This is a genomic window from Streptomyces sp. CY-1 (assembly GCF_047218265.1).
Lineage (GTDB): Bacteria > Actinomycetota > Actinomycetes > Streptomycetales > Streptomycetaceae > Streptomyces > Streptomyces niphimycinicus.
In genome coordinates this window covers 10937487-10961874 of the sequence record NZ_CP178393.1, presented here as the reverse complement: position 1 = coordinate 10961874, position 24388 = coordinate 10937487, and the positions used below count along the sequence as shown (strand labels likewise).

General features: G+C 70.2%; 19 protein-coding genes. 9 read left to right on the top strand and 10 right to left on the bottom strand.

The annotated features are described in order from the left end of the window. The first annotated feature begins 11 nt into the window (after window positions 1–11). The 4 genes from ACK1X7_RS45950 (at window position 12) to ACK1X7_RS45935 (ending at window position 6135) form a co-directional block, all read left to right on the top strand. Window positions 12–1295: an extracellular solute-binding protein gene (locus ACK1X7_RS45950; RefSeq protein ID WP_385153524.1), complete on the top strand. Its 1284-nt coding sequence runs from the start codon at window positions 12–14 to the stop codon at window positions 1293–1295. Next, window positions 1292–2263 (top strand): carbohydrate ABC transporter permease, encoded by a 972-nt coding sequence (locus ACK1X7_RS45945; RefSeq protein ID WP_385153518.1) that lies wholly within the window; start codon window positions 1292–1294, stop codon window positions 2261–2263. Before ACK1X7_RS45950 ends, ACK1X7_RS45945 begins: the two co-directional genes overlap by 4 nt. 21 nt (window positions 2264–2284) lie before the next feature. Continuing rightward, complete coding sequence (locus ACK1X7_RS45940; protein ID WP_078646375.1) at window positions 2285–3112, top strand: carbohydrate ABC transporter permease; 828 nt, start codon at window positions 2285–2287, stop codon at window positions 3110–3112. Window positions 3113–3186: 74 nt separating this feature from the next. After that, window positions 3187–6135, top strand: coding sequence for a glycoside hydrolase family 2 TIM barrel-domain containing protein (locus ACK1X7_RS45935; RefSeq protein WP_413116711.1), 2949 nt, complete (start codon window positions 3187–3189; stop codon window positions 6133–6135). Between the two features lie 35 nt (window positions 6136–6170). Here ACK1X7_RS45935 and ACK1X7_RS45930 read toward each other — a convergent pair whose 3' ends face one another. Further along, window positions 6171–7190 (bottom strand): LLM class flavin-dependent oxidoreductase, encoded by a 1020-nt coding sequence (locus tag ACK1X7_RS45930; protein ID WP_385153511.1) that lies wholly within the window; start codon window positions 7188–7190, stop codon window positions 6171–6173. Window positions 7191–8055: 865 nt separating this feature from the next. Here ACK1X7_RS45930 and ACK1X7_RS45925 point away from each other — a divergent pair. Then, window positions 8056–8814, top strand: a complete 759-nt coding sequence (locus tag ACK1X7_RS45925) for an SDR family oxidoreductase (RefSeq protein ID WP_398158839.1) — start codon at window positions 8056–8058, stop codon at window positions 8812–8814. Window positions 8815–8830: 16 nt separating this feature from the next. Then, entirely contained in the window at window positions 8831–9496 is a 666-nt protein-coding gene (locus ACK1X7_RS45920) for a TetR/AcrR family transcriptional regulator (protein WP_385153505.1), read from the top strand. 61 nt (window positions 9497–9557) lie between these two features. Here the strand turns inward: ACK1X7_RS45920 and ACK1X7_RS45915 are convergent, their stop codons facing one another. Beyond that, complete coding sequence (locus tag ACK1X7_RS45915) at window positions 9558–10130, bottom strand: TetR-like C-terminal domain-containing protein (RefSeq protein WP_385153502.1); 573 nt, start codon at window positions 10128–10130, stop codon at window positions 9558–9560. Between the two features lie 97 nt (window positions 10131–10227). Here ACK1X7_RS45915 and ACK1X7_RS45910 point away from each other — a divergent pair, with 97 nt between their 5' ends. Beyond that, window positions 10228–11529 carry an MFS transporter gene (locus ACK1X7_RS45910; RefSeq protein WP_413116710.1) on the top strand — a complete coding sequence of 434 codons (1302 nt, stop codon included), beginning with the start codon at window positions 10228–10230 and terminating at the stop codon, window positions 11527–11529. A gap of 43 nt (window positions 11530–11572) precedes the next feature. Further along, window positions 11573–12373 carry an alpha/beta fold hydrolase gene (locus ACK1X7_RS45905; protein WP_413116709.1) on the top strand — a complete coding sequence of 267 codons (801 nt, stop codon included), beginning with the start codon at window positions 11573–11575 and terminating at the stop codon, window positions 12371–12373. Between the two features lie 907 nt (window positions 12374–13280). Here the strand turns inward: ACK1X7_RS45905 and ACK1X7_RS45900 are convergent. The 4 genes from ACK1X7_RS45900 to ACK1X7_RS45885 form a co-directional block, all read right to left on the bottom strand. Next, complete coding sequence (locus ACK1X7_RS45900; RefSeq protein WP_216339886.1) at window positions 13281–13841, bottom strand: NADPH-dependent FMN reductase; 561 nt, start codon at window positions 13839–13841, stop codon at window positions 13281–13283. Window positions 13842–13980: 139 nt separating this feature from the next. After that, window positions 13981–14685 carry an NADPH-dependent F420 reductase gene (locus tag ACK1X7_RS45895; protein ID WP_413116708.1) on the bottom strand — a complete coding sequence of 235 codons (705 nt, stop codon included), beginning with the start codon at window positions 14683–14685 and terminating at the stop codon, window positions 13981–13983. A gap of 20 nt (window positions 14686–14705) precedes the next feature. Continuing rightward, complete coding sequence (locus tag ACK1X7_RS45890) at window positions 14706–15737, bottom strand: LLM class flavin-dependent oxidoreductase (RefSeq protein WP_385156033.1); 1032 nt, start codon at window positions 15735–15737, stop codon at window positions 14706–14708. Next, a complete protein-coding gene (locus ACK1X7_RS45885; RefSeq protein ID WP_413116707.1) occupies window positions 15730–16779 on the bottom strand; it encodes an LLM class flavin-dependent oxidoreductase in 1050 nt (349 codons plus the stop codon). Before ACK1X7_RS45885 ends, ACK1X7_RS45890 begins: the two co-directional genes overlap by 8 nt. 197 nt (window positions 16780–16976) lie before the next feature. Here ACK1X7_RS45885 and ACK1X7_RS45880 point away from each other — a divergent pair, with 197 nt between their 5' ends. Continuing rightward, on the top strand, window positions 16977–17438 hold the full coding sequence (locus tag ACK1X7_RS45880) for a MarR family winged helix-turn-helix transcriptional regulator (RefSeq protein WP_216339892.1): 462 nt from the start codon (window positions 16977–16979) through the stop codon (window positions 17436–17438). Window positions 17439–17522: 84 nt separating this feature from the next. Here the strand turns inward: ACK1X7_RS45880 and ACK1X7_RS45875 are convergent, their stop codons facing one another. The 4 genes from ACK1X7_RS45875 to ACK1X7_RS45860 all read right to left on the bottom strand — a co-directional run bounded on the left by ACK1X7_RS45875 (window position 17523) and on the right by ACK1X7_RS45860 (window position 24387). Further along, window positions 17523–20654 carry a discoidin domain-containing protein gene (locus tag ACK1X7_RS45875; RefSeq protein ID WP_413116706.1) on the bottom strand — a complete coding sequence of 1044 codons (3132 nt, stop codon included), beginning with the start codon at window positions 20652–20654 and terminating at the stop codon, window positions 17523–17525. A 229-nt stretch (window positions 20655–20883) separates the two neighbouring features. After that, window positions 20884–21852: an acetylxylan esterase gene (locus tag ACK1X7_RS45870; RefSeq protein ID WP_390792277.1), complete on the bottom strand. Its 969-nt coding sequence runs from the start codon at window positions 21850–21852 to the stop codon at window positions 20884–20886. A gap of 79 nt (window positions 21853–21931) precedes the next feature. Continuing rightward, a complete protein-coding gene (locus tag ACK1X7_RS45865) occupies window positions 21932–22954 on the bottom strand; it encodes a hypothetical protein (RefSeq protein ID WP_385158388.1) in 1023 nt (340 codons plus the stop codon). Window positions 22955–23100: 146 nt separating this feature from the next. Next, window positions 23101–24387, bottom strand: a complete 1287-nt coding sequence (locus ACK1X7_RS45860) for a TRAP transporter large permease subunit (protein WP_413116705.1) — start codon at window positions 24385–24387, stop codon at window positions 23101–23103. Between the last annotated feature and the right edge of the window lies 1 nt (window position 24388).

Below are 24388 nucleotides of genomic sequence, written 5' to 3'. Positions count from 1 at the left end.
CGGTGGGAGCGGTGCACCTCTCGCGAAGAGCACTGCTGTACGCGGGCCTCGCCACCACGGCGACCGCGGCGCTCGGCGGCACCACGGCAGGCTGCTCGGTCCCGAACGGATCGACCGGCCGGAACATGACCCTCTGGTACTGGACCGGCGGGCTGAGCGACAAGGTCGTGGCGGACGCCAAGAAGCGCTTCACCGATGTCTCGCTCAAACCCGCCCAGATCGGCGGCTACTTCAAATCCAAGCTGCTGACCACGATGACCGGGCGCGCCTACGTGCCCGACATCACCGGTCTCAAGGGCGAGGACATGGCCTCGTACCTGCCCAACGCGGAGCAGTTCATCGATCTGCGCACACTCGGCGCGGAGAAACTCAAGGACCGGTACCTGCCCTGGAAGTGGGCCGAGGGCATCGCTCCCGACGGCAGCATGATCGGTTTTCCCATCGACACCGGCCCGGTCGCCCACTACTTCATGCCCGAGGTGTTCGACCGGGCGGGGCTGCCGACCGATCCGGCGGACGTGGGCAAGGAGATGGACACCTGGGAGAAGTACCTGGCGGCCGGTGAGCGGCTGAAGAAGAAGGTCCGCGGCGCGCATATGGTCATCGACGCGCTCACGATCTACCAGTACATGATCGCGCAGGGCACCCTGCGCTACGTCGACAAGGAACGGCGCTTCATCGGCGACCAGGAACATGTGCGCCGCGCCTGGAACATGGCGATCGACGCGTACCAGCGCGGCCTGTGCTCCCGGTACCAGTCCGGCACCCCGGACGGCAACGCGGCCATCGAGAACGGTCTGCTGCCCAGCCAGATCGGCGCCTCCTGGGTGGCCGGCGACCTCAAGCTGACCGTGCCCAAGACCAAGGGGAAGTGGCGGGTGGCCGCCCTGCCCGGCGGCCCGGCCAACAACGGCGGCTCCTTCCTGGCGATCACCAAGTCCTGCCGGAAGCCCGAGCTGGCCTTCGAGATCGTCACCTGGCTGCTGAACGCGGACAACCAGACCCGTGGTTTCACCGATGCCACGCTCTTCCCGTCCACCCCCGCCTCGTACCAACACAAGGCGATGCGTGCCCCGGACCCGTTCTTCGGCGGCCAGGCCACCATCGATGTCTTCGGCCCCACCGCCGAGAAGATCCCGATCGCCTACCACAGCCCGTACGACTACCCCCTGGACCAGGCGGTCTCCGACGAACTGCGCAATGTGAACGCCCTGGGCAAGGATCCCCGCCGGGCGTGGAAGGACGCCATGGCCAAGTGCCGGCGCATAGCGGACCACCTGGGAGTCCTGACATGACCGGAATAGGTGCCGCTCCCGCGCTCGGCGCACCGGCCGACGACGGTGTCGGATCCGTCCCCGCGCGTGCCAAGCCCCGCTCGGTGCTCGGGTACTGGCGGCTGTATCTGGCGATCTCGCCCTTCTATCTGCTCTTCCTGTGCTTCGGTCTGATCCCGGTGGGCTTCTCGCTCTATCTGTCCTTCCACCGGTGGGACGGGCTCGGCTCGATGGAGTACGCGGGCCTGTCGCAGTACCGCTATCTCCTCAGCGACGCACAGTTCTGGAACTCCCTCACCAACACCCTGATCATCTGGGCGATCGCCACCCTGCCGATGCTGTTCATCGCGCTGGTGACCGCGGTGATGCTCAACTCCGCGGTGCGGTTCAAGAACTTCTACCGCTTCGCGTACTTCCTTCCGAACGTCACCTCGGTCGTCGCCGTGGCGATCATCTTCACCTCGATCTTCTCCACCAACTTCGGCCTCGCGAACGCCGTGTTGCAAGGGCTCGGGCTCGATCAGGTGGCCTGGCTGAACACGGACTGGGGCATCAAGATCTCCATTGCCGTGCTGATGACCTGGCAGTGGACCGGCTACAACGCGCTGATCTTCCTCGCCGGGCTCCAGACCATTCCGAGCGAGCTGTACGAGGCCGCCCGCGTCGACGGCGCCGGGCCCGTGCAGACCTTCTTCCGGATCACCGTGCCGATGATGCGGCCGATCATCCTCTTCGCGCTGGTCGTCTCGACCGTCACCGGACTACAGAGCTTCACCGAGCCGCAGGTGCTGCTGGCCAACACCAACAACACCTCCACCTTCGCGGGCGGCCCCGGCAACTCCGGCCAGACGATGGTCCTCTATTTCTTCCAGCAGAGCTTCGACAACAACGACTTCGGCTACGGCGCGGCCATCGCCTGGGGCATCTTCCTGGTCGTCGCCATCTTCTCGATCGTCAACTGGCGCCTGGTACAGCGCGGGGAAAAGTAGAGGGAGACCATCGTGAAAGGTATGAAGGGTACCCGCGCCAGAGGGCTGACCCTGCACATCTCGCTGATCGCCGGTGTGCTCGTCTCGCTCTTCCCGTTCTACTGGACCATCGTGATGTCGACCCATTCGTCGACCGAGATCTTCCAGTACCCGCCGAAGCTGCTGCCGGGCTCGCACTTCGACGAGAACGTCCACCATCTCTTCCAGAAGATCGACTTCTTCGGGTCGATGTTCAACACCCTGGTCGTAGCCGTCTCGGTGACCTTCCTCGTGCTGTTCTTCGACTCGCTCGCGGCCTTCGTCTTCGCGAAGTTCCACTTCCCGGGCCGCCGGGCGCTGTTCGTCATCATGATGGGCATCTTCATGGTGCCCGCCCAGCTCCAGGCCATCCCGCAGTTCGTGATCATGGCGAAGCTCGGCTGGATCGGCTCCCTGACCTCGCTCGTCATCCCGGCGGCCGCCAACGCCTTCGGGATCTTCTGGATGCGCCAGTACATGAAGGGCTCCATCCACGACGAACTCATGGACTCCTCCCGGCTGGACGGCTGCGGCTTCCTCCGCCAGTACTGGCACGTGGCGCTGCCCGTGGTCCGGCCCGGCCTCGCCTTCCTCGGCATCTTCACCTTCATGGCCCAGTGGAACGACTACGCCTGGCCGCTGATCGCCCTGATCAACCCGGACCATGTGACGCTCCAGGTCGCCCTCTCACAGCTCAACAGCGTCAACGGCACCACCGACTACGGCATGGTGATGGCCGGCGCGCTGCTCGCCCTGATCCCGTTGCTCGTCGTGTTCTTCATCGGTGCCCGCCAGATCATGGCGGACCTCGCCAAGGGGGCCATCCGCTGATGGATCCGCGTCCGCTGAACACGCCTCCGATCGACCCGCCTCCGTTGGACCCGCCTCCCGCGTATCCGTGCGCGATGGGCCTGCGCCCCTGGGAGTCGCCCGAGCTCACCTCCTGGCGACGGCTGCCGATGCACGCCGTCGACCGCGGGGCGGGCGCCATCTCGCTGGACGACGACCACTGGCGCTTCCAGTTGCTGCCCGCGCCGGAGGTGCCCCCGTCCGAGGACTGGCGGCATCTGAAGGTGCCCGGCGCCTGGACCACACAGGACACCGGCGACCTGCCGCAGTACACCAACTGGCGGATGCCCTGGCCCGACATCCCGCCGCACTCCCCCGCCGCCAACCCCACCGGCGTACACGAGCGCGACGTCGACATCCCGGCCGACTGGGCCGGGCGCCGCGTCATCCTGCACGTCGGCGCCGCGACCAGCGTGCTGATCGCCGAGGTGAACGGCCGGGCCGTGGGCATCGGCAAGGACTCGCACCTCGCGTCCGAGTTCGACATCACCGACGCGGTACGGATCGGGGAGGCCAACACCGTACGGCTGACCGTGGTGAAGTGGTCCGACGCCTCACATGTCGAGGACCAGGACCACTGGTGGCACGGCGGCATCACCCGACCCGTCCTCCTCTACGCCACCGATCCGCTGTATCTGGCCGATGTGAGGATCAGCGCCCCCGCCGACGGACGGCTGCGCGTGGAGGTCCAGGTGCGCCACGCGGACGGGCCACTGCCCGCGGGCTGGCGCGTGTCCGGACACCTCGACGGAGTCGGCGAACTCGCCCAGGACGAGGAGTACGCCGCCTGGTGCGTCCGGGAGGACCGGGTCTCGGACTTCCTCGGCGAGGCGCGCCTGTTCGCCACCGTGCCCGGCGTACGCCGCTGGTCCGCCGAGACGCCCGAGCTGTACGGGCTGGACATCCGGCTGCACCGCCCCGACGGATCCATCGCCGACACCTCCCGCCACCGCGTGGGCTTCCGCACCGTCGAGATCAACGGCCGGGACCTGCTGATCAACGGCGAACGGGTCTTCATCCGGGGCGTCAACCGGCACGACTTCCACCCGCTCACCGGCCGCACCGTCACCCCCGGCGATATGCGCGCCGACCTGGAGACCATCAAGCGCTTCGGCTTCAACGCCGTCCGCACCGCGCACTACCCGAACGACCCCGCACTGCTGGACCTCGCCGACGAGCTGGGCCTCTACCTCGTCGACGAGGCCGACATCGAAAGCCACGACCACGCCCACGAGATCGCCGACGACCCCCGCTACCTGGCCGCGTTCGTGGACCGGGTCTCGCGCATGGTCCTGCGGGACAAGAACCACGCGTGCGTCATCGTGTGGTCGCTGGGCAACGAGAGCGACTACGGCGCGAACCACGACGCGGCCGCGGGCTGGCTGCGCCGCTACGACCCGAGCCGCCCGCTGCAATACGAGGGGGCGGCCAAGACCGAATGGTCCGGGACGGACATCGCCTCCGACATCCTCTGCCCGATGTACGCGTCGCTGGACGAGATCACCGCGCACGCCGCCTCCGGCGAGCAGACCAAGCCGCTCATCCTGTGCGAGTACTCGCACGCCATGGGCAACAGCAACGGCACCCTCGCCGACCACTGGGCGGCCATCGAGAACACCCCCGGCCTCCAGGGCGGCTTCATCTGGGAGTTCTGGGACCACGGCATCCTCCAGCGCCGGACCACGGGCCGCCCCGCCGGGCCTACCGCGACCGGCGCCCACGCCCACGGGGTGGCGGCCGACGGCTACCGCTGGGCGTACGGCGGGGACTTCGGCGATATGCCGAACGACGGCGCGTTCTGCGCGGACGGTCTGGTCTTCCCCGACCGCACTCCGAAGCCCGCGATGTACGAGCATCGCGAGATCGCCGCCCCGCTGCGGCTGACCCGGAGCGATTCCGGCCACCCGCCCCGTATCACCAACGCCCAGCACTTCCGCGGTGTGTCCTGGCTGACGGCCGAGTGGCGACTGTCCGTCGAGGACGGCGGCACCCGCACCGCCCCGGCCGTACTGCCCGACCTGCCGCCCGGGGCCTCGGCGGACCTGCCCCTGCCTCACGGGCTACTGGCCGAACTGCCCCCCGCGGGCGCGGCCGGCGGCGGCGAGGCATGGCTGACGCTGCATGTGACCACGCGCCACGACGAGCCCTGGGCACCGCGCGGCACCGAGGTGTGCGCACCCCAGATCCAGGTGCGCGAACGGCCCGCCCCGGCGCCGGTGTCCGTGGTGGTCTCCGCCCACTCCCCCGATGTCGACGCGGAAGGGCTGTTGCGCCATCCGCTGCTGACCTGCCCGCCCGCCTTGAGCCTGTGGCGGGCGCCCACCGACAACGATCTGCTGGGCGGCGCCGCGGACCACTGGCGCGCGCTGGGCCTCGACCGGCTCGTCCGCGAGCCCGTCTCGGTCGACCGGACGGACGGCCGCGTCCGCGTGCGCTCCGCCTACCCGACCGGCGCCGGGCCCGTCGAGCATCAGCAGGTCTTCACCCCCCTCAATGACGACGGCCTGCTGATCGAGGAGACCGCCGTCCTCCCCGAGGGGCTGACAGACGTCGCGCGCGTGGGCACGGTCTTCGAGACGGTGGCCGGGCTGAACCACCTCCAGTGGTACGGCCAGGGCCCCTGGGAGACCTACCCGGACCGGCGGACGGGCGGCCCGGTGAGCCTTCACCGGGCCCGCGTGGACAGCCTGTTCACCCCTTATCTGCGCCCCCAGGAGAGCGGCGGCCGGTCCGGCGTACGCCGCTTCGCGCTGCTGTCGGACACCGGCACCGGTCTCGGCGTACGGCTGGACGCGCCCCGCCAGGTCTCGGTCACCCGGTACCGCGCGGCCGACCTCGCCACCGCCTCCCACCACGACGAGCTGACCCCCAGGCCACGGTGCGTGGTCCAGCTCGACGCCGCCCACCGGGGCCTGGGCACCGCGTCCTGCGGCCCGGACACCCTCCCGCGCTACCGGCTGGACCCCGGGACGTACCGCTGGTCCTGGGTGCTGCGCCCACTGTGACGCGCCCGCGTCGGGCGGCGTGGAGGTGATGCGCGCTACGGGGCCGCCCGCCGGCCCAGGGCCGGGCCGAGCCGGGTGGCGATGTCCGTGAGGATCTGGACGTAGTCCTCGTGGTCGAAGGTGAAGGGCAGGGCGAACGCCACCTCGTCGACCTCCCGGAAGGCGGCATGGGCGGCGAGCCGTTCGGCGATCTCCTCGGAGGTACCGACGAGATCGGGCGCGAACATCATGCGCGCCGGTCCCTGGGGCGTGGCGGTACGCGGCATGCGTCGCAGGGCGTACTGCTCATACTTCGCGCGCTGCCGCGGCGAGGCGGTGTCGGTGGGGATGACGACGAGTCCCTGGGAGACGCGGGCACGGTCGCCGTCGGGGTGGTGGGCGCGGAAGGTCCGTATGTGCGAGAGCTGGATCTCGGCGAAGTCCTCGGACTCCTCCGCCTTCACGACACTGCTGGTGAGCAGGTTCATGCCGTGTTCACCGGCCCATTGGGCCGACCGCAGGCTGCCACCGCCGTACCACATGCGGCTGCCGAGCCCCGGGGAGTGCGGCTGGACGCGGTCGGAGAACACCTCGAAGCCCTCGACCCCGCTGAAGTCGGTGGCCGGTTCGCCGCGTACGAAGTCCAGCAGTCGTCGCACCCGCTCATGGCCGAAGTCCTCGAGGTCGGCGGTGTCGGGGTAGAGCGCGCCCTTGACCCGGTCGTAGTGGTTCGGCGGACCGACGCTGACCCCCGGGTTGAGGCGGCCCCGGGACAGGATGTCGACGGTCGCCAGGTCTTCGGCCAGCCGCAGCGGGTTCTCCCATCCCACGGGTATGACCGCGGTGCCCAGCTCGATGCGGCTGGTGCGCTGCGAAGCCGCCGCGAGAACGGCCATCGGGGAGGAGATGCCGTATTGCAGATGCCGGTGGCGCACCCAGGCGCTGTCGAAGCCCAGCCGCTCGCCCATCTCGATGATCCGCAGTGTCGACTCATGGCCCCGGTGCGGGTCGGCCTCGTCGAACAGCCCTATGGTCAGGAAACCCAGCTTCCGTAGGGGTTTCGAGGTCGGCGGCATGGTGCGGCTCCTTGTCAGATGGCGGTCGACGACGTGAGGCCGACGGCGGTGGCGAACGCGCCGTCGTGGTGGACGAGGGCCGGGCCCTCGGCGGGACCGCCTCCGGACCGAACCTCGCCGATGACGAGGAAGGAGGCGCCGCGGTCGTGTGCGGGGGCACGGGCGGCCAGTGCCGCGGTGAGCGCGGGAAGCCGGTCGAGGTCCAGGGGGCAGGGCGGTGGAGCGGTGGGTCCGGTTGGTCGTGGAGGTCACGGGAGTCTCCGGAGTGGCTGTCGCGTCGGCGGTCGTGGTCGTACGGGGTGCGGCGCCCGCGGTGGCTCGGTCCCCGGGAGCACGGTGATCGGCGCGGCGGACGCGGACCGTCACCGGCGGGGCCGCGGCCCGTCGCTGAACACCGCGCCTACGAACACCGCGCACGGCTCCGAGGGACGGCCGGAGCAAGGTCCGTCGATCCGGGGCGGCTGATCACGCCCGGGCTCCAGCGGCCGGGCCGGTGGCGGGAAGCGGTCACCTACAAGGTGCCGAGCGCTCCCGGGGCCGGTGGAAATCGCGCTCAGCGACAAAGAGCGCTGGAGGTGCGCAGGTAGTCCACGTAGCGGCAGAGCACGCCCGGATGCGTCGAATGCATACCCCTTATGGTCGTGACCGCAGAAGCCGCTGTCAATGGACACCTTTGGGTGTCTCATCCTGGCGAAACCCCGGCGACCTGCGCTTTCGTCAGCCGACACCGAGCGGGACCTGCCCATCCGGGAGAGAAGCGGGCCGCACTCGCCCCGTTCCGTCGGCCAGGCGACCGTTTTGAACGGAGCGCTCCGCTCCGATAGGTTGAACGCCACACACGTCGTTCCGCCGACACGGAGGACATATGAAGACGACAGGCAGGCCGACGGCTCTGGTGACCGGCGGCAGCCGGGGAATCGGCGCGGCGACTTCGCGTGAACTCGCGGCTCGCGGATACCGCGTGGCGGTCAACTACTTCTCGAACCGTGAGGCGGCCGGCCAGGTGGTCAAGCTCATCGAGGCCGACGGCGGCGATGCCTTCGCCGTGCAGGCCGATGTGTACGACCCCGGCCAGGCGGCCGAACTGCTGAAGAGCGCCGCCGTCGACGGACGCCTGGACGTCCTTGTCTGCAACGCCGGCGCCCGTTTCACCCCGACCCCCGTGCAGAACCTGCCCTGGGACGACTTCAAGAGGAAGGTGACGGACGAACTGGCGTCCGTCTACACCCTCACCCAGCAGGCCCTGGCGATCATGGGCGCGCAAGGGCAGGGACGGATCTTGTATGTCTCCAGTGCCGTGGCCGACGGTCCACCCACCGCGGGCATGGCCGCCCATGGCACCTCCAAGGCCGCTCTGAACACCTTCGCCCGCTTCGTCGCCTACGAGGCCGGCCCACTCGGCATCAAGGTCAACGTGGTGGCGCCCGGCTTCGTGCGCACCGAGGCCAGCGCCGGTATGCCGCAGGAATTCCAGCAGCGCTTGGTGGAGCGCACCCCACTCGGACGGGTCGCGGAACCGGAGGACGTGGCCCGGGCGATCGCGATGCTCGTCGGCGACGATGCCGGTTTCGTCACCGGCTCGGTGCTCACCGTCGACGGTGGGCACGGGGTGGGCCGCCCCTAAGGAAGAATGCCGCGCCATGGGTGACACGCACGCAGCCAAACCGCGAGGCCGCCAACGTGAGGCGGACCGCAACGACGCCCGTCTCATGCGGGCCGCACGCGAAGTCTTCGCCGAGCGCGGCTGGGACGCCCCCGTCTCGGAGATCGCCCGTCGAGCGGGCATCGGCATGGGCAGTCTCTACCGCCGCTACCCCAGCAAGGAACTACTGGCCCAGCGCATGCGGCTCGCGGGCATGGAGCAGCTCGTCACCCAGGCGCACACGGCACTCGCCGAAGAACCGGACGCGTGGGCCGCCTTCGCCCGTTTCCTGCACGACGCGTTGTCGGCCCAGGGGTCAAGCGGTCCACTTCTCCCCCAGGTCGGCGGGCGGCTGCCGGCCACGGACGAAGTCGTGGCCGCCGCCGACCGGCTGCGGGCCGCCCTGGACGCCCTGGTGGCAGGCGCGCACCGGGCAGGGGCGCTACGTGCGGATTTCACCTCCGCCGACATCCCGTTGCTGCTCGAACATCTCGCTGCGCGGATTCCCGTCACCGGTGAGCGCGCCACCGCACTCCACCTGCGCTACCTCGACCTGGTCCTCGCCGGACTGCGCGCCCCGGCCGCCGATCAAGCCACCATCCTGCCGGGACCGGCCCCGGACTGGGCGGAGCTCAGCGAGCTGTGGAACGCGCCTGGAGGGTGACAGTCCCACCGACGTCATTTCGGCTGGGCGCCCTTCACCCGGCATCGGGGGGTGGGTGTAGTCAGTCCGGCAGCAGGTTGGACACCAGGCCGCGTGTCCACTCGGGGGTCAGGGCCTGGTCGGTGAAGACCGCCCGGTAGTAGAGGGGGGCGATCACGGCGTCCGTGACGCGTTCGACGGTCGGGGTCTGATTGCCCCGGGCCTGGTCCCGTTCGAGCATGGCCTGGAGCTGTTGCTGGCGCTCTCCCGTGCAGGCGCCGGCGCCTTGACCTCCGGCTGTGCCGATGGTGGCGCGCACCAGAGGGAGGGTGTCCGGGTCGTTGAGGTCCTTGGCGAGGTCGGATGCGTAGCGCTCCAGGTCCTCGCGGAGGCTTCCGGTGTCCGGCACCACGATATCGCCGGAGAAACGGCTGGTCGCGACGTCGGTGAGCAGTTCGCCGACGGAGCCCCAGCGGCGGTAGACCGTGGTGGCGTGCACGCCCGCGCGGGCCGCCACGACCGGGATCGTCAGCGGTTCGTCGGCCACGTCGGTGAGCAGCTCCTCGACCGCCCGGTGGACCGCCGCGCGGATGCGGGCCGAGCGGCCGCCGGGCCGGCTACCGGTGTGGGGCGGAGGGGCAGCGCGCGTGGACATGTGACCAGTATGGCATCGATCACTGCGTTTGAATGCAGCGATCGATGCGTTTACGGTAGCGTGCAGCCACTAACGCATCGATCACTGCGAGAATCACATGTCTGCTCCACCCGCAGTCACCGCCAGGCCGCCCGCCGGGGATCCGCACCGCCCACCCTGGAAGGGTGCCTTCCCCTACGTGGGCGCCGTCCTCGTCCTCTTCCTGGCCGCTTCCAGCGCACCGTCCCCGCTCTACGCGATCTACCAGCAGCAATGGCATTTCACAGCATGGGTGCTATCCGTCGTCTTCGCCCTCTACGTGGTCGGCCTGCTGGGCTCGCTGCTCGTCGTCGGAGCGCTGTCGGACCATCTCGGCCGCCGGCCGGTACTCGCCGCGGCGATCGGGCTGGAGATGGTCGCGCTCGCCATGTTCTACGTCGCCGGGGACGTGTTCGTCCTGTCCGGCGCCCGGGTGCTCCAGGGCATCGCGACCGGGGCGGCGACGACCACTCTGAGCGCCACCCTTGTCGATCTCGAGCCATCGCATGCCCGCGGGCGCGCGGGCGTCATCACCTCGGTGTCTCCCCTGACCGGGCTCGCCCTGGGCGCCCTCGGCAGCGGTGCGCTGGTGGAGTTCGGCCCCGCCCCGACCCGCCTGGTCTACACGCTGCTGTTCGGCGGAATGGCGCTGGCGGCGGTGATCGTCGCCGTGATACCGGAGACGTCGCTCCGGCGGCCGGGAGCCGTCGCCTCCCTGCGCCCGCGGGTCGCGATGCCCGCGCACCTGCGCGCGGACATCGTCCCGGTGGTGCCGGCGATGATCGCCGGCTGGGCCTTGGCCGGGATGTACCTCTCGCTCGGCCCATCCGTCGCCGCCGAGTTGCTGGGGCTGCGCAGCCATCTGGTCGGCGGCATCGTGGTGACGCTCCTGACGGGCACCGGAGCGCTCGCGGTCTTCCTGCTCCGCTCCCGTCCCGCGCCCTCGCTGCTGGCCCCCTCGTCCGCACTGCTCGGACTCGGCACCCTGATATCGCTTGCCGGGGTCGCCGATGACCTGGCCTGGCTCGCCGCCGCCGGCACCGTCGTCTCCGGCCTCGGCATGGGCGCGTCGGTGCTGGCCACGTTCGGCACCTTCGCCCGGATCGCCAAGCCGCATGAGCGCAGCGAGGTCTTCGCCCTGGCGAACATCATCGCCTATCTGGGAAACAGCGTGCCCTCCGTCCTCGGCGGCATCGCGGTCACCGTCCTGGGCGTGCGCACCGCCACCGGGATCTACGCGCTGGCCATCGCGGTGATCGCCGCCACCGCCCTCGCCCTGCGCCTGAACCGGATACGGGCGGAGCACCGTGCCCCCATGACCCCTGCGGCTGAGACTCCCGCCGTCGCGGAGGCTCCGGCGACCGCCGTTCCATGCCACTGAACCGAGACCCCGTTCACCATCCGGAACAGCACAAGGAGACACCGTGACGAACGCAAGCAGGACCAGGAACCACCTCGAAGTTCAGCGATCGGACCACACGACGATCCGGTACACGGCCAGCGGTCCGGCCGGAGGGCCCACGCTGGCTCTCATCCACGGCTGGGCCTGCAACCGCGGCGACTACGACGCGGTGACCGACCATCTGCCCGCGGACTACCGCGTTCTCGCGATCGACCTCGCCGAGCATGGCGAGTCGCGGTCGACGCGGGACGTCTGGACCATGGAAGAGTTCGCTCGCGACGTGGCGGCGGTACTGGAAGCCGAGTCGGTGGACACATGCGTCGTGGCCGGGCACTCTCTCGGCGGGGCGGTCGCCGTCGAGGTCGGCCGACTGCTCCCCGACACGGTCTCGCATGTGGTCACACTCGACGCACTGCACTACTTGTCCCTGTTCCCCGCGCTGAGCGAAGAGCAGACCGATGCGATGCTGAGCATGTTCCGTGAGGACTTCGCCGGAGGAGTGCACGGTCTTGTCGAGGCCGGTTCGCCGGCAGGGACCGACACGGCCCTCAAGGCTTCGTACTTCGAGAAGATGGTCGCGGTACGGCAGCCCGCGGGTCTGCGTTCCATCGAGGGTCTGATCCGCTGGGACATGGACGCGGCGCTGCGCGAGACAAAGCAGCCGATCACCGTGTTCGCCATACGTGACCTGGTGGCGCGGGAAGCGATCGACCGCTATGGCGACCGCTTCGACATCGTGCCCGTCGACCTGGGCAGCCACCACTTCCCGGTGGAGGCACCCGAAGGCACGGCGAAGCTTCTGGCGGGCGTGGGAACCGCGTAGCGACGAGCCTGACGCGGCTCCCCCAACAACCAACCACCAGGTGGCAGGTCTGCCGACGGCCGGGCCCGCAGCGGGCCCGGCCGGATCCGCACCTGGCGTTGCGAACCCATTCGGGTGCGGGGCAGACGCCATCACCGGGTGTCGTGGCGAAAACGACCAGGCTGACGCGTGTCAGCCACTGGCCCCTGGCCTGGAGGGCGTCGTAGCCGAAGACCGCGATCAGCGTACTCAGGCCCCCGACCACCACGACCATGGGCGTGTACGGCAGCCCGGTCAGATCGGCCAGTGAGCGTGCGCCGAGGACCGTGCCCAGGCTGAAGTAACCGATGAACAGGACATGCCGCTTCGGAGAGCGGCGGAGCCTGCCGTTGGGCGGTCGGAGGCGCGCGATTGCGCGGGATGGCGGAGGCGGGGGTGGTTGCCAAGCGCTGCCGGTCAACGGCGGTGGCTCACCGTTACACCGCCGAGGTCACCTGTCAATAGGGTGACGTACAGAGCATGCGAGACGGTGTTTTGAGTGAATACCCCCTCTCTCGATCGGCGGCGCACAGCGGCGTCACCGGTCAGCCAGGGGCCCTCTCCGCAGTGATCCCACCCTCCTGAGCGCGAGTGATGAACCATTCGTCCTCAAATAAATGCCGGTCACCAGTGTGGTCACCGTCGTTGTGCAACGAGCGGCGAGCCCGGCCTGGGGGGTGTCCGCGGCCCGGGTGAAGCTCGGGGGTGGCCCGGTCCGGATGGACGTGTATCGCACGGCCGGTTGCCGATATCCGCACAAGCGGGTCGGGCCGGCGGGGTCCCCCCGTGGTGGCATCGTCATCACCGCCAGGGGGCCCACCGGCCCGGCCCGTGTCCACCTGACCGGCTGCTCTCCGCAGGACAGCGCTCAGGCGAGCAGGTGTGTCCGCTACGCGGCGCGCAGCGGGGCGAGGGCCGCGCTCCAGGCCAGCACCTGGTCCAGGGTGGCGTTGAGCGCGTCCACCTGGAATTGGCCGGGCTTGAAGTCGCTGAAGTTCTCGAAGTCGTGGAACAGCGACAGCGCGACCTGCGAGCGCACATCGGCCATCTGCAACTCACCGGCCACCAGGCGCAGGTGCTCCACCGCACGGGCGCCGCCCAGGGAGCCGTAGCTGACGAAGCCGACCGCCTTGTTGTTCCACTCCGCGTAGAGGTAGTCGATCGCGTTCTTCAGCACTCCGGAAGTCGAGTGGTTGTACTCGGGCGTCACCATGATGAAGCCGTCAAACGAGTCGATCTTGTTCGCCCACTCCTGTGTGTGCGGCTGAGCGTACTGGCCCAGCGACGGAGGGAGCGCCTCGTCGAGGTGCGGCAGCTTGTAGTCCAGCAGATCGACCAGTTCGAACTCGGCGTCGGTGCGCTGTGAGGCGATGTCGCGTACCCAGCGGGCCACGGCCGCGCCGTTGCGTCCGGGACGGGTGCTGCCGAGGATGATTCCGATCTTAATCATGTCAAAACCCTTCATGAAGGTGCTCCCGGCGCACATCCGGGAACTATTTGCTTCACCAAGCAAGCTAATCGCGAGTGATTGCTTCGTCAAGTACCTGCTGAGTGGTGAGTGGTTCATGGGCTCATGGGGAGATCCGCCATCATGGTCGGCGCGGAGCAGCGGCTCGAGCCCCGCTGACCGTCCGGCCGCGCTCCGATACCGCGAAACGGTCGAGCATGGCGCGCAGTTCGTCGGCGCTGGTGTTGGCTCCGAAGGGTTCGGTTCCCGGTTCAAAACGCACGCCCTCGGCGAGCGGGCCCGCGACGACGGGGTCGAAGCCGAAGGCGTTCACGAGGAGGGCGGCCGTGGCCCGGTCGCCAGGGTCGTCAGCGGCGATGGCGATCCCCTTGCGGCCCATCGCCCCCGCGGGCCGGGCCTCGTCCTCCAGGTCGTGGTAGCCCATGTGGTTGAACGCCTTGACCACGCGCGATCCCGGCAGGAACGCCTGGACGATCTCGCTGGTGGAGGTGCGCGGGTCGGTGAGGTCGTCGCGTACGCCGTCGGCTTCCCACCAGTAGTTCATCGCGTCGATGACGAGTTTGCCGTGCAACGCCTGGACGGGGATGCCGCGGTACTTGCCCAGGGGAAGGGCCAGGATCGCGATGTCCGCCCGGGCCGCGGCCTCGGCCGCGGTGACCGCTGTCGCGCCGGGCGCGAGGACCTCGACGGTGAGAGCGATGTCGTCGGGTTCGCGTGATCCCGCGATCAGCACTCGGTAGCCTCCCGCAAGGGCGAGCCGCGCCAATACGGTCCCCACTTTTCCGGCACCCAGGATGCCGATCGTGCGGACGTCCTCGATGTTCATTCCGTCTCCTTTCGCGGGGGTCAATCGGCGAGGATGTCGCGGACCATCGGGATCACCTTCGTGCCGTAGAGCTCGACCGCACGAAGGCGGGCGCTGATCGGCTGTGAGCCCGCGGTGTAGATGAGGTCGAATCTGCCGACACCGAGTCCGCGTACGGCGCGAGCGATCTTGCGGGCGACCGTCTCGGGTGAGCCGATGTACAAGGAGCCGTGCTCGATCTCGTTGTCGTATTCCTCCCGGCGCAGTGGCGGCCAGCCCCGCAGCGCGCCGATGCGGTCGCGCATGACCCGGTAGCTCGGCCAGTACACCTCACGGGCTTCTTCGTCGGTGTCGGCGACGAAACCGGGCGAGTGCATCCCCACCGGATGCGCGATGGTGTTGAACTGCGCTGCCGCGCGCCGGTAGAGGTCGATGTAGGGCGCGAAGCGCTCGGGGGAACCACCGATGATGGCGAGCATGAGGGGAAGCCCGTAGCGGGCCGTGCGGACGACCGACTGGGGTGAGCCGCCGACCCCGACCCAGGTGGTCAGGTGCCCGGACTCGGTGGTGGGGAAGACCTCGGCGTTCTCCAGAGGGGCCCGCATGGTGCCCTTCCATGTGACGGGCTTCTCCTGGAGCAGCCGCACGAAGAGCTCGATCTTCTCCTCGAACAGCGCGTCGTAGTCGCTCAGGTCGTACCCGAACAGAGGGAACGACTCCGTGAAGGAGCCGCGGCCCAGGATCACCTCGGCCCGGCCGCCGGAAAGGGCATCGACCGTGGCGAAGCGCTGGAAGACCCGGACGGGATCGTCGGAGCTCAGTACGGTGACGCCCGAGGAGAGGCGGATACGGCTGGTGCGTGTGGCGATGCCGGCGAGCACCGTTTCGGGGGACGACACCGAGTATTCGGGCCGGTGGTGCTCGCCGAGCGCGAGGACGTCGACGCCGATGTCGTCCGCCAGGACGGCTTCCTCGACGACCTGCCGAATCGACCTCGCGTGGGAGACGGGACCACCGGAGTCGTCCGCGGGCACGTCACCGAACGTGTCCAGGCCGAAGGCGAGTTCAGACATGGGTGGGCTCCTTGCTGAGCAGTTCTCGTACCCGCGGGGCGACTTCGCGGCCCAGCAGTTCGATCGTGCGGGCGCGGGCCTGCCGGGGCAGGTGCATGACGTCGTACTTGAGGTCGAAGCGGCTCAGCCGCAAGGCGCGGGCCACTTGGGCGATCTTGCGGGCGACGGTTTCCGGGGACCCGACGAAGAGCGCGCCGCTGTCGATCTCCGTCAGATAGCGTTCGCGGGTCGGCTTGTAGAAGCCGCGTTCCGCAGCCAGTTGGGTGACGACCGGCTCCCAGTACCGCCACCAGGTCTCGGTCGCCTCCTCGTCGGTGTCGGCGATGAGTCCCAGCGAGTGCTGGCCGATCGGTTGCGGATCGTGTCCGGACTGCTGGAGCGCCCGGTGGTAGAGATCGACGTGGCCGGTGAACCGCTCCGGGCGTCCGCCGATGATGGCCAGCATCAGGGGCAATCCGTAACGGGCGGCACGGACCACGGAGTGCGGGCTGCCGCCGACGCCGATCCAGGTGGGGATCCCGCCGGGCCGCATCCGGGGACGCGGCCGCTGCTCGACAAGCGGCGCCCGGAACGCCCCGGACCACGTCACCGCCTCCTCCCGCTGGAGACGCATGAAGAGCTCGAGCTTCTCGTCGAAGAGCGCTTCGTAGTCGGCGATGTCGTAGCCGAACAGGGGAAACGACTCCGTGGCCGACGCACGCCCGAGCACAAGCTGGGCCCGGCCGCCGGATATCGCGTCCAAGGTGGAGAAGTCGTGGTAGATCCGCACAGGATCGTTGGTGCTCAGCACGGTGACCGAGGTTCCGAGGCGGATGCGTTCCGTGACGGCGGCGATGGCGGAGAGCAGTACGGGAGTGGCGCTGTCGACGTGTCCCGATCGGTAGTGCTCGCCGACGCTGAAGATGTCCAGCCCTGAGGCTTCGGCGAGCGTGGCCTCCTCGACGAGCAGCCGGACCGTCTCGGCGTCGTCGAGCACGCGACCGTTGTCCGTCGCGACCTCCCCGAACGAGTCGAGCCCGAATTCGAATGTAGAAGCCGTCATGGTCTCCTCCTCATGCGGTCCCGCAGGCAGCCGACCGTCCAGGCCATTTGATTGACGCGTCAAGCATTGACCTATATATTTGACGTGTCAAGCAGAAGCTTCCGGGGACGGACCCCACACTCGCGGCGCCTCCGCGTCGACCCACTTGCTACGCCAATCAACTTTCTGCTTGCAGAGTCAAGCGCTAGCATGTGGCCATGAGCAGCAGCAAGGAGCGAGCTGAGCCGATGAGTGCGGCCGAGGACGCCTTCATCCGCGCCTTGAGCCGGGTGCTGCTGGCGATGCCGCGCGCCGTTGAGCACGACATGGCGCGCGGGGGGCTGCTACCGCTCAGCGAGTACACGGCACTCATGCATCTCTCCGAAGTTCAGGGCCGGACGATGCGGATGAGCGAACTCGCCTCCGTGTCCAACCTCTCCCTCAGCGGCATGACACGCATCGTCGACCGTCTGGAGCGGCGGAGTCTCGTCAAGCGTGTCAGGTGTGACGAGGACGGCCGCGGCTGGAACGCCGTCCTCACCGATGCCGGGTTCGCCGCGCTGACCGAGTCCTGGCCGATCCACCTCGCCAGCGTGCGCCGACACGTCCTCGACCATGTCCAGGGCGAGGACCTGAGTCGGCTCACCACGGTGTTGCAGCGCATCGCCACCGACACCTGATGCGTTGTGCATGCGTGCTTCGAGTGCCCGCCGGGCGAGCGTCGTCGCGGCCGAAGGCCGCTCGGCCCGGCGGGCGCGGAGCGGTCAGCGCACCGTCAGGCGCCGCAGGCGTGAGACCGCCGCAGGCGTCGGCCCGGCGACCTCGAGGCTGACGTAGCGGGCCGTATCGGAGGCGGTCAGCCGGCGCACACGGCCCTGCCCGGTGAGGGTTCCGGCGTCCCGGTAGGTGATGCCGTCCGTACTGAAGGCGATCTTCGCGCCCGGTACCGCGCCCGCCGTCCACTCGGTCTCCACCGAGCGGACCGGGCGGGCCGCGCCGAGGTCCACGACCATGCGGCCGCGCGGGCCCGGCTGCCACGCCGTGTGGTCGTCGCCGTCCACCGCCGCCGCGGGGTCGGACATGCCCTCCGGCAGCGGGCTCGTGGGGAAGACGGTCCGGCCGAGGGCCAGGTCGTCGTGCGGGTGGGCGGCCGCGCCCGCCAGGACGACGGTGATCGTCCGGTCCGCTCTGACGACGGCGACCTGACTGCGCCCCTGGGCCCGGACGCGCAGGGTGCAGGAGGCCCCGGACAAGCGCACGGTCGCGCCGTCGACGACCTGGACCCGCAGCCCCGACGGCAGGCGCCGGCTTGTGACGGGGGTGAGCGTGAAGCGCGGGGGCAGCACGACCGCCGTGGCGGCGGGCAGTGCGGCATCGAAGGACGTGCCGTCGGCGGTCAGCCGCTGCGTGCCCTCGAAGACCACCGTGTCGGTGCCGGTGCGCGGGATCGTGATCCGCGTTCTGACGGGCTCGCCGGAGAGGTTGAACAGGGTCAGGTGTCCGTCCGTCAGCGTTGTGCGCACCTCGGTGTGCTCCGCGGTGGGTGCGGTCCCCCGGGCGATCGTGCGCAGTTTCCCGGCCGATGTGCCGGGAAAGCCCTCGACGAGGAGGGGTGCCGCCGGGCCGTCGCCGAGGACGATCGTGTCGTCGTAGACGCCGATCGGGTTCCGGCCGTCCCGCACCACGAGCCCGGCGCGTCCCTCGACGTCGAGCCAGCCACCGCGGCTGCTCACCGCCGGGCTCGGCCCGGTCGCCAGGTCCTTCCAGTCCCGGCCGTCCGTGGAGCCCTGGACGCGATAGGCGCGTCCTGCCGCCGATTCCCAAGCCAGGGTGACCCGGTCGACCCGGCGCTCGGCGCCGAGGTCGACGGCCAGCCAACTGTCGGCGCGCGGACGGTCGGCCTTCGACACCGCCCAGCGGGTGGCCGCGTCGCCGTCGACCGCGAGCGGCGCGCCCTTCCCCGCGTCGGCCGACGAGGCGGTGGCGGACCCGCCGCGCGCGAGGTCCGCGCCCTGGGCGCCGTCGCGCGCCTCGAAGGCGTACAGGGAGTACCCGTAGGCCGGGTCGGGCCGCACGCCGAGCATGCGGATGTGGCGCACCGTCGTGGGGGTGAAGCCGAGTTCGTCGACCCGTCCGGCGGGTGTGCCGGTGGAGGTGTCGCGGGCGCGGACGGTCGCCTCGCCCTCCTCGAAGCGGTAGGTGCGCGCGCCGTCGAGCCCCGGCATGCCGGGCATCGTCAGATTGTGCACTTCGAGGTGGCCCTCCGCGTCGGCGGTGCCGCCGCTCGCGTAGACGACGGCGCCCGTCGGGAGCGTCGCGAACCCGGCCCAGCCGCCGTCGAGGCGCAGCAGCGTCGCGCTGCCGTCGAAGCCGTCGCGCAGGGCCTCGTATACGCGCACGGTACGGCCCTGGACCTTCGCGGCGGTGGCGGGCAGGAACATCGGGGTGGCGCCGCTGATCCGGAACAGCCAGTCGTCGTGGGACGGCTGCCAGGCGAACTTCACGAACCCGGGCTTCGTCACGGCACCGGCCCACGCGGTGCGCGACTGGTGCGACACCAGGCCGGGGCCGGTCCCGAAGTCCGTGACACCACTGGCATGCGCGAACAGTTCCGCGCGCGAGAGCGCCTCGACGGGCCGCCCGGACGCCGCCGCCCACACATGCAGCAGGTAGCTGATCGCGATCTCGGCGCGTGCCTCCGGCTCGTACTTCGGCTCCCCCGAGAACTTCGCCAACCGGTGCTCGGGCGGGTACCGCTGGTACGCCTCCAGCCGCGACGCCAGCTCCCGCTCGGCGCGCGCCGCGGCCCGGTCGCGCATCACCTGGGAGAGGAAGGCGAGCGGGATGACGTCCCTGCCGTAGAGGTGTTCGCGGTCCTCGACCATCGGCATCAGCGGTTCACCCGCGTCGCTCATGACGCCCAGCAGGGTGCGCCACAGCGGCTGGCCGTTCGGCTGCCGGGCGAGGACCTGCGGGAGGGGGCGTCCGGCGGCCAGGAAGTGTGCGGCGTTACGGCCGGAGGTGCGCCACAGCTCCTCCTGGTAGTGCGGGCCGAAGGAGCCGTGGTTCTCGACGATGAAGGTGTCGTACAGGTTGCGGGCGGTGTTCCCGGAGACGGCGACGCCGTCCACGCGGGCGGGGTTGGCGAGGTCGGCGGGCGGCAGCCCCGCCTCGTTGCGCGACCATCTGCCGTACCACGTGGCCCACTCGGCGGCGCGGCTGTCGTCGTGGGCCCAAGCGAGCGCCGGAGCGAGGGTCTGCGCATACAGGCCCATCTCCTCCAGCTTGGTGTCGCCGACGTGTCCGCCGCTCAGGCCGTTCGGCGTCCAGTCGCCGGAGGCGGGGTCGTCGCCGCTGCCCAACGACACGGTGTAGGCGGCCTGTTCGCGGACGATGGTCTCGATGTTGCGCCGCGTCGCGGAGTCGAGGTCCTTCCACAGCAGCCGGGCGGCGAGGACGAAGTACGACTGGAAGGTGGTGTCGAAGAAGAGCGTGCGGCCCCACTCGTCGCCGCCGGTGAGCCGGTTGGACGCGGCGAAGTGCCGGATGGTGGCGAGCGTGCGCCGCTTCAGGGTCTCCCGGTCGGTGCCCGCGCGCGCCGCGTCGTAGGTGCCGTGGGTGAGCAGGACCGCGTTGCCGAGGACCACGGCGAACCCGAAGTCCTTGGCCCGGTAGTGGCCCTGGGCCTGGTCCCACTGCGTCTCGGACCACCGGGTGTGGTCCAGCAGCACCCGCAGGTAGGTGGCCGCGACGTCGTCCGGCGGCGGGTCGGTGCGGCCGTGCGCCGCCTGGGCGCTCGCGGCCGCGGTGAGCGGGGGCAGGGCGGCCAGCGCGCCCGTGAGACCGGCGAGGTGCAGGAAGCGGCGGCGGTCGAAGGGCAGGGATGGATGCGACACGGGGCGATACCTCATAGGCTGGACAACGTTGTCAGAGGACGGGTGCCGCACATTCTTCGGCGGTCCCGGTCCGCGCGTCAACGGGTGTGACGTCAGCCGTTCACCGGTCTTCGCGGGGCCGCCCATGCGGCCGGGGGGGTTTGCGGGCAGGGCTCATCGGCCGGTGGGGGCGGGGGGCTGCCCACCGGCCGTTTCGGGGGTCGTGCGGCGGTACGGGCCGCCGCCGGTGTCACATCCGGGGCCCGAGCCACCTCAGTTTCGTCGCCGCCTGGTACGGCCCGCCGCCCTCATGGCCGTTGAAGTCGTACACCTCGATGGACTTCTCCTCGTGGGCCCAGGCGTTGAAGGCCGCGAACACGGTGGAGGGCGGGCACGTCTGGTCCTCGAGGGCGGTGGAGAAGAGCGCGGGCGCCCGGCCGCGAGCGGCGAAGTGGACGCCGTCGAAGTAGGAGAGCGTGCGCAGCGCTTCCTCGGTACGACCGCGATGCGTGCGCAGGAAGAGGCCGATCTCCCGGTACGGGCCCGAGTCCGTCAGGGTGACGGCGCGCGGGAAGTCGCACAGGAACGGCACGTCCGGGGCGACCGCCAGCAGATCGGGGACCAGCCCTCCCACCGCGAGGGAGATCCCGCCGCCCTGGCTCTCCCCGATGACCGCCGTACGGGAGGCGTCGGTAAGCGGATGCGTGCGGGCGGCCTCCACCGCCCGCACGGCATCCGTGAACACCCGCCGGTAGTAATGGTTCTCCGGCGCGTCGATCCCGCGGGTCATGAATCCCGGGTAGGCGGGGGCGGCGCCCACCGGGTCCGCGGTGCCTCCCCCGCCACCCCAGCCGCTGCCCTGGCCGCGGGTGTCCATCACGAAGTGCGCCCGGCCGGTGGACGCCCAGAGCAGATGCTCGTGGGGCAGCCCCCGCCCGCCTCCGTACCCCACGAACTCCACGACCAGGGGCACCGGCTCGGCGGCCTCCGCGGGCAGCGTCAGCCAGCCCTTGACCGGGTGGCCGCCGAAGCCCGCGAACGTGGCGTCGTACACCCGCACGGTGACAAGGCCCGTGTCGACGGGCTCGAAGCGGGCGCCGAGGTCGTGCTGCCGGGCCTCCGCCAGCGTGGCGGACCAGAACGTGTCGAAGTCGTCCGGTTCGGCGGAGGCACTGCGGTAGCGGCGCAGTTGTTCGCGTGGAAGGTCGAAGAGTGCCATGCGGGACTGTCTTCCTCAGGAGGACGGCAGGAGGGCTGATGGTCGTGGGGTGCGTACCCGGGTCCGGCGGGGCCCGCGGCTAGCCGCGGGCCATCGCGATGGATCCGGCGAGGCGTTCGCCCGCTTCGTAGATCATGTACGGAACGCCGTGGTCCGTACCGAAGGAGGGGGCCGCGGCCCGGCCGTTCTCGGGTGCCGATGAGTGGGAGTCGTAGAAGACGCCGAGGTGCTTGCGGAGCGAGAAGTCCTTGCCCACTTCGGTGATCATGAGGTCGCCGCCGCTGGTCTTGTCCTTGTTGTAGACGACGAACGCGGAGCCGCCGCGGGTCAGCAGATGCGGACCGCCGACGTTGATAGCGCCGACGTCCGAGTGGCGCACCAGGGGTGTCTGGGCGAAGGTCCAGTTGCGGCCGTCCGCGGACCAGCCCCAGCCGATGTCGCGGTGGTCGGTGGTGTTGTTGGTCATGAACAGCATGACGTAGTGGGCGCCACGGGAGGGCAGGTCGTACTGGAACACCCGGGCGTAGGACGTCTCGGTGGTACCGGCGGGCATCATGGACGTGGTCAGCACCGCCTTGTCGTAGGTGAAGTGGATGCCGTCCTTCGAGCGGGCGAGGCGGGTGGTGGTGTTCTCGCCGTGGAAGTACAGCCAGAACTCCTTGACGTCCTCCTTCCACAGCACATGCGGCGAGGAGACGTGGCTGACCGAGTAGTGCGGGTCCCATCTGTTGGACACGATCGGGTTCGACGGGTACTCGGTGAACGGGCCCTCCAGGGAGTTTCCGTAGGCCAGGCAGATGCCGCCCGGCGCGTCGTGCGGCGCGTAGTAGAGGTAGTACCGGCCCAGGGGGCTGGCCAGCTTGTCGTAGACCCCGCGGATCGTGGGGAAGATGATCTCGCCCGTCGGGTTGTACTTCAGCTTCGACGGGGTGAGCAGTGTGCGGACGTAGGCGTAGTCCGGGAATCCGCCGGGCGCGGCCGACGCGGACGGCGTGGCCGAGGCGGACGGTGTGGCCAGCCCGCCGACGGTGAGCGCCGCGCCGGACACGGCGGTGGCGCGCAGGAACATACGGCGGTCGAGGCCGGATTGCGGCTCGGGCATGATCGGCTCCTTGGGTCGGATACTGCGGGTTCGATGGCCGGGCGGTTCGGTGGCCAAGGGGTTCGGTGGCCAAGGGGTCGGGTGGCTTAGGGGTGGCGTGGCCGCGCGGGGCGGTCGAGGCGTGGGGCGGGTCGGGTCGGCTTCGGTCACAGCTCGGTGAAGGCGGTGACGCACAGGCCGCCGAAGGCCACGGCCCACACATACGGCAGGGTGCGCAGCATCACCTGGTGCGGGGAGACGCCCGCGTACTGGGCGCTCCACACGGTCTGGGTGCTGGTCGGGTCGGACACGCCGAAGACCTGGTTGTACGAGGCGGTCATGCCGAGAACGGCGACGGCCGGGTAGATGCCGGTGGCGACGAGCACACCTGCTATCCCGGCGCCGAGGCCGAAGACGTTCAGGGGGCCGCGGAACAGGCACAGCGGCACCAGCAGGGTGAAGACGAGGATGAACAGCACGGTGTTCTGTGGGCTGATGGACTTGACGAGGGGCTGAAGGGCGTCGACGGCGCCGGGCAGCTTGACCGCGGCGAGCAGGATGCCGATCGCCACGAAGAGGGTGATGGGCGGGGCGGCCACCTCGAATCCGCCGTAGAGGGTGCGCAGCAGGCGGCGGTTCATCTCCCGCGGCCGGGTCGTCGTCACCAGCGCGTACAGCACGCCGCCGAGGAGCGAGGGGATGACGGCCACGTCCAGGCCGAGGGCGAGGGTGAGCGGGACCGCCGGGGTGAGCAGGGCGTACCAGGGGGCGTCGCCGAGCCGCCGGCGGCGGTCGCCGCGCGAGGGCCGGGCCTGCACCGACTTCAGGGACCAGGCGTGCTCGACGCCGCGGCGACGGGACTCCACGAGGACGTAGGCGACGGCGGCCACCAGGGCGAACGGGAACAGCTTCACCATGAAGCCGCGCACCGTGTCGACGGGCAGGTCCAGGGCGGTGGAGAAGAACTGCCACACCGGCAGTTCGAAGGGCACACCGACGGCGATCCCCATGAGGACGGTGCCCGCCGCGGTCACCTTGGGGATGCCGACCGCGATCATCGCGGGGATGCCGATCAGTCCGGCGAGCATCGCCGCGGGCGCCGATCCGGTCACGGTGCCGACCACCGCGGACACGGCGAGCACGCCGAGCGCCACGAACACCGGCCGGTCGCCGCCGAATTCGACGATCTTACGGACCAGGGTGCCCGCGATACCGGTCTCCTCCAGGAGCTTGCCGAGCCACGAGCCCAGCAGGATCGCGATCATCGTGGCGGCGAGCGCGGGCGCCCCCTCCTGGAGCACCGTGTCGAGCACGCTGCCCTTGCCGGTGAGCGGCGCGTCCGCCAGGAACGCGATCGCCACGGCGAGCAGCACCAGGGCGAACGCCGTGGGCAGTTTGCGGGTGAGCATGGCGGCGACTCCCGCCGCCATGACGAGCAGGATGACGACACCCATC